We start from the raw sequence: 13,424 nt of genomic DNA on the forward strand, positions 1-13,424 counted from the left end.
GCAGCAAAAAAGGGGCGCGGCCAGCCAGCCACGCCCCATGCTTTTCCGTTCAATTGCCTGATCAGGCGGCGTCGCGGTCCTTGCTGACGTCGATGAGCTGACCGCCATTGACGGCGATCTTCTTGGGCTTCATCGCTTCGGGGACTTCACGAACAAGTTCGATCGTCAACAGCCCATCGGCAAGATCGGCCTTTTCCACCCGCACAAAGTCGGCCAGCTCAAAGCGGCGCTCAAAACTGCGGTTGGCGATGCCGACATGCAGGAACTTGCTGCGATCGGTCACCGAATCGTCTTTTCGACCGACCACTTGCAGCAGATTCTGCTGAGCGGTGATGTCGATTTCGTCCGCGCGAAATCCCGCGACCGCCAACGTCACACGATAGCGGTCCTCGGACAGGCGTTCGATGTTGAACGGAGGGTAGTTGTCGCCCTGCTGCAACCTGGCATTATTTTCGATCAGATCGAAAAGACGGTCGAAACCGACGGTCGAGCGGCGATAGGGGGTAAGGTCAAAGCTACGCATTGTCATCATCTCCATCAGAGCAAAATGATCATGCCGGACCCTGCAATGGCATCCGGCGATACGATGCCCGGCCCCATTTGGCGGTCGAGCCATAGCGATATGGTTGAGTGATTTTCGGTTTCAAGATGATGCAATCAGGCATCGACGGATTTATCATCCCGGAATCAAAAGTGCCCGGATCGTGGTTCCACGATCCGGGCACTGATGGACGATTTCTCGTCTCCCCCTATGGTCTGCCTCTACCGCTTTTCAGCCCCCTAAGCTCAAAGCGGGATGCAGGATCCCTGAACCACGGCCGTTTTTTACCTGTGCTTCGATGACGTTGCTATGGCTCCAGGGAGCGGCTGTCACGGCCTATTTCCGGGATGAGTGATTTTCCTCAAGCCCCTGTGGCTCGACTGCAACAATCTGTGATGCTTGCCGTTACCCGTTAGCCTGCTAGACGGACGAGGCACATCTTTCCACAAAGGGCCGTTCGCGCCACATGATATTATCTCGCTATGAACGCATGATCGCCAGGCGCTATCTGCTGCCCGGCAAAGGCGAAGGCTTCATCTTCCTGGTCGCGGGCATCAGCCTGGCCGCAGTGATGCTGGGGGTTGCGGCGCTCATCATCGTGATGAGCGTGATGAACGGATTCCGGGCGGAGTTGTTCGACAAGATTGTGGGCCTGAACGGCCATGCCGTGGTCCAGGGCTATGGCGGGCGCCTGCCCGACTGGCGGGCGGTGCTGAAGGAGGCAAAGGCGACGCCGGGCGTCACCAGCGCGACGCCGCTGATCGACCAGCCCCTGCTGGGCAGTTTCGATGGGCGGGTGGAAGCGGTGCTGGTGCGCGGCATGACAGTGAACGATATTCGCACCAACTCGACGCTCAAGGCGAAAGTGCTAGCCGGCAACTTCGATGACCTCGTCCCCAATGGCAGTAAGATCGCCATCGGATCGCGCCTCGCCGAAAATCTGGGCGTGCAGTTGGGCGACAGCCTGACCATCATCAACCCGGCGGGCCGGTCGACGCCATTCGGCACGGTGCCGCGCCAGGTCGCCTATCAGGTCGCGGTGATTTTCGAGGTGGGCGTCTATGACTATGACAAGGCGTTCGTCGTCATGCCGATGGAGGATGCCCAGACGCTGCTGATGCTGGGCGACGTCGTCGGCATGATCGAAGTGGAGACGGTGGACGCCGATCAGGTCGGCGCAATCCTTCAGCCGCTGGCCGGGAAGGTTGCAGGGCGCGCCGTGGTGACTGACTGGCGACAGATGAACGCTTCCCTGTTCGAAGCGCTGGCGGTCGAGCGTGTCGCCATGTTCGTGGTGCTTTCGATCATCGTGCTGGTGGCGGTGTTCAACATATTGTCGTCCCTGATCATGCTCGTCCGCGCCAAGACGCGCGACATCGCGATCCTGCGGACGATGGGGGCCAGCCGCGTGGGGCTGGTCAAGATTTTCATGACCGTGGGCGTGACCATCGGATCGCTGGGCATGGCGGCAGGCATGGTGCTGGGCTTCACATTCCTGTTCTTCCGGCAGAGCGTGGTGAATGGCATCCAGTTCGTCACGGGGCAGAATCTGTGGGACCCGTCGATCCGTTTCCTGACGGAACTGCCAGCCAAGCCCGACCCGGTGGAGATCGTGACCATCTGTTTGATGGCGCTGATCTTCAGTTTCCTCGCCACGCTCTATCCGGCGTTCAAGGCGGCCAATACCGATCCTGTGCAGGTGCTGCGCTATGAATGACATATTGAAGGTTTCCGGGCTGAGGCGCAGCTTTACCCAGGGCGGCGTCACCATCGACGTGCTGCGCGGCATCGACCTGGCCGTGGGCCAGGGAGAGATTGTCGCGCTGTTGGGGCCGTCGGGGTCAGGCAAATCGACGCTGCTGCAGGCGGTCGGACTGTTGGAAGGCGGGTTCGACGGATCTATCCGCATCGATGGAGAGGAAGCAGCCAAGCTGGACAATGACGGGCGCACCCGGCTGCGTCGAGACGCGCTGGGCTTCGTTTATCAATTTCACCATCTGCTGCCGGACTTCAACGCCGCCGAAAATGTCATCCTGCCGCAGGTCATTCGTGATCGGGATATGGCGTCTGCAAGAGCGCGCGCGGAATCGCTGCTGACCTCACTGGGCCTTGGCCACCGGCTCGATCATCGGCCTAGCCAGCTGTCCGGGGGCGAACAGCAGCGTGTCGCCGTCGCCCGCGCGCTCGCCAACCGCCCGGCGCTGGTGCTGGCGGATGAGCCGACGGGCAATCTGGATGAGCGCACCGCCGACATCGTCCTGGCCGAATTTCTCCGCCTGGTCCGCGAAGAGGGGTCTGCTGCGCTGGTGGCGACGCATAATGAGCGCCTCGCGGAGAAGATGGACCGCGTCGTCCGCCTGCATGAAGGATATCTGGAGGAAGGGTCAGCCCGGAACTGATGCGCGGTCGCGCACCGCCGCGACGACGATCTGATCGCGGCCCTGTGCCTTGGCGCGGAGCAGGGCGGCGTCCGCCGTCTGCACCAATGTTTCCGCCCGCCCATGGTCGGGAAAGACCGCCAGCCCAAAGGATGCGGTAACCGGCCCGACTTCCTGCCGTCGGTGTTCGACCCGCAGGTTGCGGATATGATCCTGGACCTGCCGCGCGCGCGCCATCGCTTGATCCAGACTGAACCCCGGCATCAGCAGCACGAATTCCTCGCCACCCAAGCGGAAGGCATATCCGTCTTCGCGCAGGGCGTCGTTCAGCACGCCACCCACGGCCCGCAGAACCGCATCGCCGGCATCATGGCCATGGCTGTCGTTGAAGCGCTTGAAGTGGTCGATGTCGACCATCAGGCAAGCCAGAGGGGACTTGGTGCGTTCGGACCGGCCAGTCTCATCGATCAGCGCCGCGTCGAATCGCCGCCTGTTGGCAAGGCCGGTCAGCGCATCGACCATGGCCATTTCGCGCAGGGCATCGCGCAATCGCAGATTGGCGAGGGCAAGGCCGATATTTTCCGCTAGCATTTCCAGATATTTTTCAGCCCGTTCCCGCTGTTCGGGCAGCACGGTTTCAGGTTCTTCGAAATAGAGCAGGCCTATGCTTTCGCCCTGAACCGACAGGGGAACGCAGATGGTGGGCCTCGCCAACCCCTCGCCCAGATGCTCGCAGGGAATGTCGATCATCTCGCCAGTCGGTTTGTGCATCTGCCCGCGCCGCAGCGCCCAGCAGGATCCGGGGGAAAATTCCAGTGCGGATGCGGCGGGGGACAGCCATTCGCAGGCCTGACGCATGGCGTTGCGCCGGGCGTCATGGATATAGAGGCGTCCTGCAAAGCCGGTAGCGATTTCTGGCGCGAAACGGCGGACCACTTCGACAAGGTCGCCGGTGCTGTCGCACCCCTGAAGCCGCTGCGTCATGCGGGACAGCAGGTCGCGCATGATCCGGTCGGCGTCGCGTTCCTGTTCCAGCCGCTGCCGTTCCAGACCATTTTCGCGGAAGATGCGGATGGCTTGCGCCATGTCGCCAATCTCATCAACCTGCGGGAAATCGGGCGGAATCGCCTCAAAGTCATGGGCCGCAAGTCGCGTCACCACGTCGCTCAACCTGACAACCGGGCGAAGAATGCGTTGTTTCAGGATGAAATAGAGCACGCACAGGAACAGCAGCGCCGTAGCGCCCAGCATGATTTCCGACATGCGGCGCCATTGGCGAGCGGCTTCGGTGGCGCGCAGAACAGCGGCCTCGGTCCGCTGATCCAGAATATATTGGAACCGGGCGACCTGCGCCGCGGCATTGTCCAATTCGCGCCCATATTCATTTCCGAACAGGATCGCGCGAGCGGTTTCGCCATTGCCCGATTCAGCGGCGGATATGGCGACCTCTTGTTCCTCGGTCAGGCCATCCACCAATTGCAGCGCCTGATGGAGGGCATTCAGCTCATTCTGGCCCGCCCCCACATCGCGAAAATGCGCGATCCGCTGTTCGACCGATCGCAGGGCCGCCTTTTCCCGGCGATAGGCGATCACATGGGTCGGATCGCCCGTAATGGCATAGGCCCGCGCCTGTTCCGTTTGCCGATAGCTGTCCTCCAGCAGGGCGCTGGTCATCTGGTCCAGCGCCGCCCTTTGTTCGACCGCGGCGCGTTCGGCCTGCTCGGCGCTCGACGCCATGAGCATGGTCGCGCCCGATGCCAGGGTCAGCGCGACGGTGGCACCATAGGCCCAATTGGTGATTGTGGATAACCGCATGACTTAGCGCTCTAGACCCAAGAAGTTTGAGCTTGCTTAACCGATTGCTCCATCCGGGGGGAGGGGGAGCGCTGCCGCGAGGCGTCGCCTGAAAGGGTGGGGTAGCCGTAGGGCAGCTTTACTCACAGCTTTTCTTGCGGTGGGGACTGGCGTCTAGCCATGTTCCACGGCTATCAAAGCGACATGCCTCATGCCGGTTTCGTACCCCTCCGCGTCTTTTCCTCTTTCACCATGCTGGAAGGCGCGATCGAGCCGAAGAAGATCGCCAAGCAAGCCCGCACGCTGGGGTTTCCAGCCGTCGCCATCACCGACCGCAATGGCCTTTATGGATCGATGGCTTTTTCCGACGCGTGCGCGGGCGAAGGTGTCCAGCCGATCATCGGGGCCATGCTGGGCGTGCTGCGCCCCGGTCGTCCGGCCAACGCCCCGGCCGTTCATGACTGGCTGGCGCTCTATGCGCAGGATGAAGCAGGCTACGACAATTTGTGCGCGCTTGTTTCCATGGCCCATCTTGATCGGCCCGTGGACGAAGCGCCCCATGTGACATTGGAGGCGCTGGCCGGGCGGACCGATGGGCTGATCGCCCTGACCGCCGGTGGCGAGGGTGCGCTCGCCCGGCTGTTCGCCGAGGACCAGCCCGATGCCGCCTCCGCTTATCTGGATCATCTGAAGACCCTGTTTCCCGACCGGCTATATATTGAAATCTGCCGTCGGTCCGATCCGGTCGAAGAGGTGGCCGAACAGCCCCTGATCGACCTGGCCTATGAGTCCGACATTCCCCTGGTCGCGACCAATCCCACCTGTTTTGCTGAGCCGCATTTTCATGAGGCGCATGACGTGATGCTGTGCATCGCCGATGGTGCTTATGTCGAAACGCCGGATCGGCGGAAAAGCTGCCGCAATGCGTGGATGAAGCCAGCGGCGGAAATGAGCCGGATGTTCGGGGATCTACCCGAAGCGCTGGCCAACACGCTGGTGGTGGCGCAGCGGTGCGCCGTGGCTGCTCCCAAGCGCAAGCCCATTCTCCCTAGTCTGGCGGGCGATCGCGAAGGGGAAGATCGGCTGTTGCGTGAGCAGGCGGTGGCGGGCCTGGAGGCGCGGCTGGAAAAGTTGGGCATCGTCGATGAGGAAGCGCGGCGGCCCTATTTCGAACGGCTGAAATTCGAAACCGATATCATCGTCCAGATGGGCTTTCCCGGCTACTTCCTGATCGTTGCCGATTTCATCCAATGGGCCAAGGGGCAGGATATTCCGGTGGGGCCTGGGCGTGGTTCGGGCGCAGGGTCGCTGGTCGCCTGGGCGCTGACCATCACCGATCTCGATCCGCTGCAACTGGGATTGCTGTTCGAACGCTTCCTCAATCCTGAGCGTGTTTCGATGCCGGACTTCGACATCGACTTTTGCGAAACGCGGCGTGGCGAAGTGATCCGCTATGTGCAGCAGAAATATGGTGTCGACCATGTGGCACAGATCATCACCTTTGGAAAGTTGAAGGCCCGCGCCGTGCTCAAGGATACAGGCCGCGTGCTCCAGATGAGCTACGGCCATGTCGATCGGCTTGCCAAGCTGGTGCCCAATCACCCGACCGACCCATGGACGCTGGAGCGATCGCTGAACGGGGTGGCGGAGTTCCGGGCGGAATATGATAATGACGGGCAGGTCAAACGGCTGATCGACTATGCGATGAAGCTGGAGGGTTTCCCGCGTCACAGTTCCACCCATGCGGCGGGCGTGGTGATCGGCGACCGCCCCTTGTCACAGCTCGTGCCGCTTTACCGCGACCCTCGATCCGACATGCCCGTGACGCAGTTCGACATGAAATATGTCGAGGGCGCGGGGCTGGTGAAGTTCGATTTCCTGGGCCTGAAAACGCTTTCGGTGCTGCAAAAGGCGGTGCAGCTGCTGACGGCGCGGGGCGTCACGGTGGACCTCGACAGCCTAAGCTGGGATGATCCCGCCGTTTATGAACTGCTGCAGCGCGGTGACACGGTGGGTGTGTTCCAGCTGGAATCCGAAGGCATGCGCAAGACGCTTGCGGCGGTTCGTCCGACCAATTTTGGCGACATTATCGCGCTGGTGTCGCTCTACCGGCCGGGGCCGATGGACAATATCCCGATGTTCGGTCGTCGTAAGAACGGCCAGGAAGACATCATATATCCGCACATTCTGTTGAAGCCTGTTCTGGAAGAAACCTACGGCATCTTCGTTTATCAGGAACAGGTGATGCAGGCCGCGCAGATATTGGCGGGCTATTCTCTGGGTGACGCTGACCTTCTGCGCCGCGCCATGGGCAAGAAAATCCAGGCGGAGATGGACGCCCAGCGCGCCCGTTTCGTCGAAGGCTGCGCGCGAAGCGAGATCGCGGCGGCCAAGGCCAATGAGCTGTTCGATTTGATCGACAAGTTCGCGGGCTATGGCTTTAACAAGTCGCACGCTGCGGCCTATGCCTTGCTCGCCTACCAGACGGCATGGCTCAAGGCGCATTATCCGGCCGAATTTTATGCCGCGTCGATGGCGTATGATATTCATCTGACCGACAAGCTGACGGTGTTCGTGGACGACATGCGACGCATGGGGCTTTCCTGCCTCGCCCCGGACATCAACCGCAGCCTGGCTGACTTTACGGTTGAGCCTGTCGAGCATGAAGGCGACGACCCGCGTCTGGGTTTTGCTGTCCGCTATGCGCTGGGTGGCCTTAAGGGCGTCGGCGAAAAGGCGATGGAGCAGCTGGTTGCGGAGCGTGACGCGGCTGGGTTGTTCAAGTCGCTCGACGATTTTGCCGACCGGATCGAGCCGCGTCTGCTGAACCGCCGTCAGCTTGAAAGCCTGGCTGCGTCCGGCGCGTTCGACGGCATCCATCCCGACCGCGCGGGCGTCCATGCTGCCGCCGACACCATATTGAGCGTCGCGGCGAGCGCCGCAGATGCGCGAGAAAGCGGGCAGGGCGGCCTGTTTGGCGACGTGGAAACGCCCCACGCCGACGTCCGCATCCCGCCGCACCAGACATGGTCGACCGCCGATCGCATGGCGCAGGAAAAGGAAGCGTTCGGCTTCTATTTTTCGGCCCATCCGGTCGATCGTTTCCGGCATCTGGCCGAAGCGCGGGGGGCCAAAAGCTATGGCGCGATCTGCACCGAACCAGTGGCGGAAGGCGGGCGCGCCAACGCCGTGATGGCCGCCATGGTGGAAGAGGTCCGCTGGCGCGAAACGCGGCGCGGGGCGCGCTATGCCGCGGCCACATTTTCCGACAGTAGCGGGCAGTTCCAGGCCAGTTGTTTCGAAGAGGATGCGTGCAAGGCGATCGAAGACATGGCGCGGGACGGCGATTGCGCGCTGCTGATGGTCGAGTTGGACCGCCTGCCCGGTGAGGAAACGCCCCGGGTCACGATCAGGAGCGTGGAACCCTTCCATCAGCTTGCCAGCGCGTCGCGCATGAGGCTGGCGATCGACGCCAGTGATGCGAGCGCCGTGGAAGCCCTGGCGCAGCTGTTGTCGGCAGCACGAGGCGGCAGGAGCGAAGTGTTTCTGCGCGCGCCCGTGCGGGGTGACCGGGCGGCGAGATTGTTCCTGGGCGACGACTATCTGATCGGTGCCGATCAGGTCGATGCCATAGCGTTGCTACCGGGGTTGGCGATCCATTCTTTTGAACGGATGGAGGCAAAGGCGGATGGCTATCGTGCGCAAAACCGCCGGTCGAGCCTGAGGCTGGTGGCTAGCTGATATGGAGCCATGCTCAACCTAGCGGCGAGGACATTCCTGCGCAGCGACGGGCAGCCGAGAATTCCCAAATAAATGCCGATATTCAACCGAGATGCTGCCCAGCGAGCATCTTGCCAGGGTTCTTCGTGAACACTAGCACTGAACGCCTGCTACGGGGAATCAGCAGGGGGGATTATGAAAGTTGGAAGTCGCGCGGCTGTTGCCGCGTTGGTGGTTTCGTGCATTGTCGCGCCTGCTGCGGCTCAGGAACGAACTGCGGTCAAAGCAGGGTTTTCGCTCGAGCCGCAGAGTGGCAAAACTATCTTGGTGTTCCGGCCCACGGTTCGCGTCGGAGCACAATCAACTGGTGGCATGTTCGAGCCAAACGCCGATTGGACCGACAAATCTCGAAAAAACATTGATGACGCCTTGACCAAGCGTCAAGCCAACCTTGGTAACAAGGTTGTCACAGCGCCTGTAGCTTATGGCGACGACGCTCGGCTGGTGGAGGAATATTCTGCGCTTTTCGCGGCAGTATCTCAGTCAGTGATTCAATATCAGTTCTTCCCGGGAAATCGACTTCCTACCAAGAAACGCGACAACAAAGCGGACGTGTTCGAATGGTCATTGGGAACCGGTATTTCTCAGTTGCCTGGCGCAAATGATGCCGACTACGCCTTGTTTATCTACAACAAGGACGCATACGGATCGACGGGTAGAAAGCTGCTCCAGTTCGCGGCTGCCCTTGGAGGCGTGAGCGTCACATCCGGCGAACACGCCGGATACGCTGGGCTTGTGGATCTTAAAACTGGCGATCTTCTCTGGCTCAATGCTGATGGCGCCATGGGCGGCGATGTCCGTGAAGTCGACGGGGCGGAAAAGCGGGTTGGACAGCTGCTTGAGGAATTTCCCGGAAGCGCGAAGCCGAAGCTGGCATCGGTTCAGCCGTGAGAAGTAAAATCGCAGGAATTCTTGGTTTCGCTGCCATCGCCTGCTCCACAAGCGGCGCGGCGCAGAGCAAGATCGCTCCCCTGCCGCCACCCTATGCAGGGGCTTACCAACCCAAAGGCGTGGACGAGATCGGCCTCTGGCGCGAGGACGATGAAGGGGAAAGGGAGCTCGCCAATTCAGCCATCCTCATCCGGGACGAGGCACTGAACCGTTACGTCCGGAATGTTCTTTGCGCCACGGTCGGGAAAGACAGATGTGGCGCTGCCCGCATCTATATTCTGCGAACGCCGGTGTTCAATGCCACGATGTCTCCAAATGGGACCATGCGCGTGTTTAGCGGTCTGCTCCTGCGGGTCAGGAATGAAGCGGAGCTCGCTGCAGTCCTTGGGCACGAATTCGGCCATTTTGAGCAGCGGCACACGCTCGCAAGTTTTAAGGCTCAACGATCAGGAACGGATTTGCTCAGCTGGGCCGCTGTCCTGGCTGCGCTGGGCAATAGCTATCAGTCGTACTCGAACCTGAATAGCATTCAGCTGTCTGTCTACGGGCATCTTTTCCGGTTCAATCGCGACCAGGAACGAGAAGCCGACCTGTTGGGATTGGGGTATTTGAACAAAAGCAGTCTTCGTCCCCAAGCTGCTGCGACGGTATGGCAGAACGTCATGGCGGAGCAGCAAGCTTCGGCATTGGTGAAAGGGTTGAAAAAGCCGAATTTCAAGCGTGTGGCGTTCTTTTCCACTCACCCGCCAGAGGCGGAGCGCGCAAGCACGTTAGCAGCCTTGGCTAGCCCCGATGGCACCAGCCGCGACGACGGTGCCGATCGATACGCGGCTGCCGTAGCTCCCTGGTTGCCGACGCTCCTGGATGATCAGGTGAAGTTGAATGACTTCGGCGCAAGTGACTTCATCATATCTTCGCTCGCGGAGCGAGGCTGGACGCCGACACTGTTAGTCGCCCGGGGCGATCTATATCGCGCGCGTGGCAACCCACGCGATCTGACAATGGCGGCAGAATTCTACGGCAAGGCCGCGGAGATGAACGCCTCTTTGCCCGAAGCTCAGCGAGGACTTGGTTTGGCTTTGATAAAAACGGGCCGCCGGTCGGAAGGGACATCGGCCCTGCGCCGGTATCTAGAACTGAAGCCAAACGCATCAGACGCCAACATGATCAGGATGCTGGTTCCCAGCGAAGGGGTAAAGCAATGACTAAGGGTATAATCACGCGGGCGAGCACTATAGCCATTGTCGCGGCACTATCGGTGTCCGTGGCGTGTGCTAACGGGTATCGCAAAAAAGATATGACTGTGCAGGTTGCCAAATCGGGAATGAAGGTCACGCCAGCGCGGGACTGGAACAGCCTTTCCCTTCGCCCTGGCAAAAAGGCCGAAATCTGGACCCTGGACGGCGAGCAGTTAAATGACATCACATTCTACGGAGGCATTGCGCCAGGTGAGCCGCTGATCCGGGAGCAGAACAAGAAGCAGAAGCCTCTTCCGAAATTCATGCGTGAAACACTTTTGGTTGGACTGCCTGAGCTATTGGAGGGCACCTATCGTACAGAGAAGGGAATTGGTCCTTTTTCCGTCACGGGCTCAAACCCTGACCGCTTCTTAGGAAGCGATGGCATTCGCTTTACCTACGAATATGTCGACGCTGATAATCTCCCTCGTAAGGGGGAAGCGCGAGCGGCCCTGATCAAGGGGATGCTGTACATGGCAACATTCGATGCGCCGAGGCTGCACTATTTTGATGCGACGCTGGACGACTTCCACACGCTCACCGATAGCGCCCGGTTTTGACCCCACCCCTGTGAAGGGCGTGCCTCGCGATCTGGCACGCCCACCTACCGGTCAATAAATGCACGGATATTCTCAGCCGTCACGTGCGAGCAGCATGGCCAGTGCTTGCGGGATATGGGCTGAACGCGGTTACCGACTGTCTCCAGATTAGACGTCGATGCATTGCTGGCGGCGAGAGAAGAACAATCCGCTCGCGATTGTTTGCGCTAGTTCAGCGAATAGTGTGGGCCCGGGTGGGCGATCGCACCAGCCCGAAACGCCGGATCATCCAGCGAATATAGTCCTTTAGGAGCTATAATGTGGCTCCCCGAGTAGGATTCGAACCTACGGCCATTCGATTAACAGTCGAATGCTCTACCGCTGAGCTATCGGGGAGCAGCCCGGCTTTCGCTGGGCAGGCCGCGCCTATAGCAGTGGGATTCTTGGGATGGCAAGGGCCGAGTTGCAGATTTTTTCAGGCGATGAACTGTTCCGCCGCTATGCGGTCGTCCAGCGTGTGTTCGGGATCGAAAAGCAGCGTCAGCGGCGTAGCGCGATCGATCCGCACCTCTACCTGTTGGACGTCGCGCACTTCCCTTTGGTCGGCCACTGCGCTGACAGGACGCTTTACCGGGTCGAGCACGGTGAAGCGAATCGTGGTGCTGTCCGGCAGGATCGCACCACGCCACCGGCGCGGGCGAAAGGGGCTGATCGGCGTCAACGCGACCAGGCTGGAACCCAGAGGCAGGATTGGCCCGTGCGCCGACAGGTTATAAGCAGTCGAACCTGCCGGGGTAGCGACGAGCACTCCATCGCAGACCAGTTCGGGCAACACCGTGCGGTCATTGACCTCTACCGCCAGCTTTGCGGTCTGGCGGGTCTCGCGCAGCAGCGACACTTCGTTGATTGCGGGAATGGAGAAACGCTCCCCATCGACGGTGTCCACCGTCATGCGGAGCGGATGGACCTTGAACGATTTGGCTGCGTTCAGCCTCTGTTCCAGCCGTTCCAGCCGCCATTCGTTCATCAGGAAACCGACTGTCCCCAGATTGATGCCGAATACCGGCAGGATATGACGGCCCTCCAGCATGGCGTGCAGGGTCTGGAGCATGAATCCGTCGCCGCCCAGAGCGACAACCATGTCGGCTTCGCCGACCGGCACGAAGTCATAGGCCGCGCGCAACCTTTCTTCTGCCGCCCTGGCTGCCTGGGTAGGGGACGCGACCAGCGCGCGCCGAGGTTCGATGCTCATCCGCCGGTCACGCTCATATGCCGCTGAACGGTGGCAGAGGGAGCGTCAGCGCCGATGCGGAAGTCATGACGTTCCGGCTTCAACCGCAGCGCCCGGTCGATCAGCGGTTGGACCGCCGCCAGACCGCCCTCCCGGAAGGCGCTCTTTAGGTCGACATGGTCGTCATGGCCCAGACACATGAAGATCTTGCCCTCGCACGTCATGCGCATTCGGTTGCAATCGCTGCAGAAATTGTTGGTGAGCGGCGTGATGAGGCCCAGCCGCACGCCCATGCCTTCAACTGCGAAATAGCGGGACGGGCCGCCCGTGCGATAGGCGATGGACGACAGCTCGACATGCTGGCGCAGTTGGTCCACCACCGCAGTTAGCGGCAGATAATGGTCGGTCCTGTCTTCCCCAGTTTCGCCGAGCGGCATGGTTTCTATCAGAGAAAGATCGAAGCCCTGATTGCTGCACCACCGCAGCATCGGCAGAATCTCATCGTCATTGACGCCTTTGAGCGCGACCATGTTGATTTTGACGGACAACCCCGCCGCGCGCGCCGCCGCTAGGCCATCCATCACCGGCTGGATGTTCCCACGACGCGTGACATAGGCGAACCCGTCGGGGTCAAGGCTGTCCAGGCTGACGTTGATCCGCCTGATACCCGCATCGAACAGAGCGTTCGCATGTTCCGCCAGCCTAGTGCCGTTGGTCGTCAGCGTGAGTTCGTCCAGTCCATGACCGACATGACGGCCAATCCTGCGCACCAGGTCGATAATGTCCCGCCTGACCAGCGGCTCCCCGCCGGTCAGCCGAATCTTTCGCACGCCGCGCGCAATGAACAGGTCGGCCAGCAGCGCGATCTCTTCCAAAGTCAGCACCTGGTCGCGGGGCAGGAAGGTCATGCGATCTGCCATGCAATAGCGGCAACGCAGGTCGCAGCGATCCGTCACCGAAATCCGCAAATAGCTGATCCGGCGACCAAGCGCGTCAATCAACGCCGCGCGCGGTAGATCGACCATGTCCATG

Annotated in this window: 10 protein-coding genes and 1 tRNA gene; 6 read left to right on the forward strand and 5 right to left on the reverse strand. The window is 60.9% G+C overall.

Annotated features, from left to right (window positions below):
• Positions 1-61 precede the first annotated feature (61 nt).
• The gene (locus tag FHS54_RS06775; RefSeq protein ID WP_167303044.1) at positions 62-523 is read right to left on the reverse strand and encodes an Hsp20 family protein; all 462 of its coding nucleotides are present in this window, start codon (positions 521-523) and stop codon (positions 62-64) included.
• A gap of 484 nt (positions 524-1,007) precedes the next feature.
• Here FHS54_RS06775 and FHS54_RS06780 point away from each other — a divergent pair, with 484 nt between their 5' ends.
• Positions 1,008-2,258 carry a lipoprotein-releasing ABC transporter permease subunit gene (locus FHS54_RS06780; protein ID WP_167303045.1) on the forward strand — a complete coding sequence of 417 codons (1,251 nt, stop codon included), beginning with the start codon at positions 1,008-1,010 and terminating at the stop codon, positions 2,256-2,258.
• Entirely contained in the window at positions 2,251-2,940 is a 690-nt protein-coding gene (locus FHS54_RS06785) for an ABC transporter ATP-binding protein (RefSeq protein ID WP_167303046.1), read from the forward strand. The genes FHS54_RS06780 and FHS54_RS06785 overlap by 8 nt, the downstream gene beginning before the upstream one ends.
• On the opposite strand, the gene FHS54_RS06790 is transcribed toward FHS54_RS06785, so the two are convergent.
• Entirely contained in the window at positions 2,926-4,734 is a 1,809-nt protein-coding gene (locus tag FHS54_RS06790; protein WP_167303047.1) for a sensor domain-containing diguanylate cyclase, read from the reverse strand. The two genes, FHS54_RS06785 and FHS54_RS06790, sit on opposite strands and share 15 nt — an antisense overlap.
• Positions 4,735-4,917: 183 nt before the next feature.
• On the opposite strand from FHS54_RS06790, the gene dnaE reads away from it, so the two are divergent.
• From dnaE to FHS54_RS06810, 4 genes are all read left to right on the forward strand, one after another.
• Positions 4,918-8,454 (forward strand): DNA polymerase III subunit alpha, encoded by a 3,537-nt coding sequence (gene dnaE, locus FHS54_RS06795; protein ID WP_167303592.1) that lies wholly within the window; start codon positions 4,918-4,920, stop codon positions 8,452-8,454.
• Between the two features lie 174 nt (positions 8,455-8,628).
• On the forward strand, positions 8,629-9,384 hold the full coding sequence (locus tag FHS54_RS06800; RefSeq protein WP_167303048.1) for a hypothetical protein: 756 nt from the start codon (positions 8,629-8,631) through the stop codon (positions 9,382-9,384).
• Positions 9,381-10,589, forward strand: a complete 1,209-nt coding sequence (locus FHS54_RS06805) for a M48 family metallopeptidase (RefSeq protein ID WP_341785951.1) — start codon at positions 9,381-9,383, stop codon at positions 10,587-10,589. The genes FHS54_RS06800 and FHS54_RS06805 overlap by 4 nt, the downstream gene beginning before the upstream one ends.
• Positions 10,586-11,182, forward strand: a complete 597-nt coding sequence (locus tag FHS54_RS06810) for a hypothetical protein (protein ID WP_167303049.1) — start codon at positions 10,586-10,588, stop codon at positions 11,180-11,182. Before FHS54_RS06805 ends, FHS54_RS06810 begins: the two co-directional genes overlap by 4 nt.
• 300 nt (positions 11,183-11,482) lie before the next feature.
• Here FHS54_RS06810 and FHS54_RS06815 read toward each other — a convergent pair.
• From FHS54_RS06815 to moaA, 3 genes are all read right to left on the reverse strand, one after another.
• A tRNA-Asn gene (locus tag FHS54_RS06815) sits at positions 11,483-11,557 on the reverse strand.
• Positions 11,558-11,636: 79 nt separating this feature from the next.
• Complete coding sequence (locus tag FHS54_RS06820) at positions 11,637-12,413, reverse strand: NAD kinase (protein WP_167303050.1); 777 nt, start codon at positions 12,411-12,413, stop codon at positions 11,637-11,639.
• Positions 12,410-13,423: a GTP 3',8-cyclase MoaA gene (gene moaA, locus FHS54_RS06825; RefSeq protein WP_167303051.1), complete on the reverse strand. Its 1,014-nt coding sequence runs from the start codon at positions 13,421-13,423 to the stop codon at positions 12,410-12,412. Before moaA ends, FHS54_RS06820 begins: the two co-directional genes overlap by 4 nt.
• Position 13,424: the final 1 nt, after the last annotated feature.

It is taken from the genome of Sphingobium vermicomposti, from assembly GCF_011762025.1.
GTDB classification, from domain to species: Bacteria; Pseudomonadota; Alphaproteobacteria; order Sphingomonadales; family Sphingomonadaceae; genus Sphingobium; species Sphingobium vermicomposti.

What these genes read in the sequence shown, in the direction of transcription:
- FHS54_RS06790 (WP_167303047.1), bottom strand. Translation starts at nt 4,734, where the DNA reads ATGCGGTTATCCACAATCACCAATTGGGCCTATGGTGCCACCGTCGCG.
- moaA (WP_167303051.1), bottom strand. Translation starts at nt 13,423, where the DNA reads ATGGACATGGTCGATCTACCGCGCGCGGCGTTGATTGACGCGCTTGGT.
- FHS54_RS06780 (WP_167303045.1), top strand. Translation starts at nt 1,008, where the DNA reads ATGATATTATCTCGCTATGAACGCATGATCGCCAGGCGCTATCTGCTG.
- FHS54_RS06775 (WP_167303044.1), bottom strand. Translation starts at nt 523, where the DNA reads ATGCGTAGCTTTGACCTTACCCCCTATCGCCGCTCGACCGTCGGTTTC.
- FHS54_RS06785 (WP_167303046.1), top strand. Translation starts at nt 2,251, where the DNA reads ATGAATGACATATTGAAGGTTTCCGGGCTGAGGCGCAGCTTTACCCAG.
- FHS54_RS06820 (WP_167303050.1), bottom strand. Translation starts at nt 12,413, where the DNA reads ATGAGCATCGAACCTCGGCGCGCGCTGGTCGCGTCCCCTACCCAGGCA.
- FHS54_RS06810 (WP_167303049.1), top strand. Translation starts at nt 10,586, where the DNA reads ATGACTAAGGGTATAATCACGCGGGCGAGCACTATAGCCATTGTCGCG.
- dnaE (WP_167303592.1), top strand. Translation starts at nt 4,918, where the DNA reads ATGCCTCATGCCGGTTTCGTACCCCTCCGCGTCTTTTCCTCTTTCACC.
- FHS54_RS06800 (WP_167303048.1), top strand. Translation starts at nt 8,629, where the DNA reads ATGAAAGTTGGAAGTCGCGCGGCTGTTGCCGCGTTGGTGGTTTCGTGC.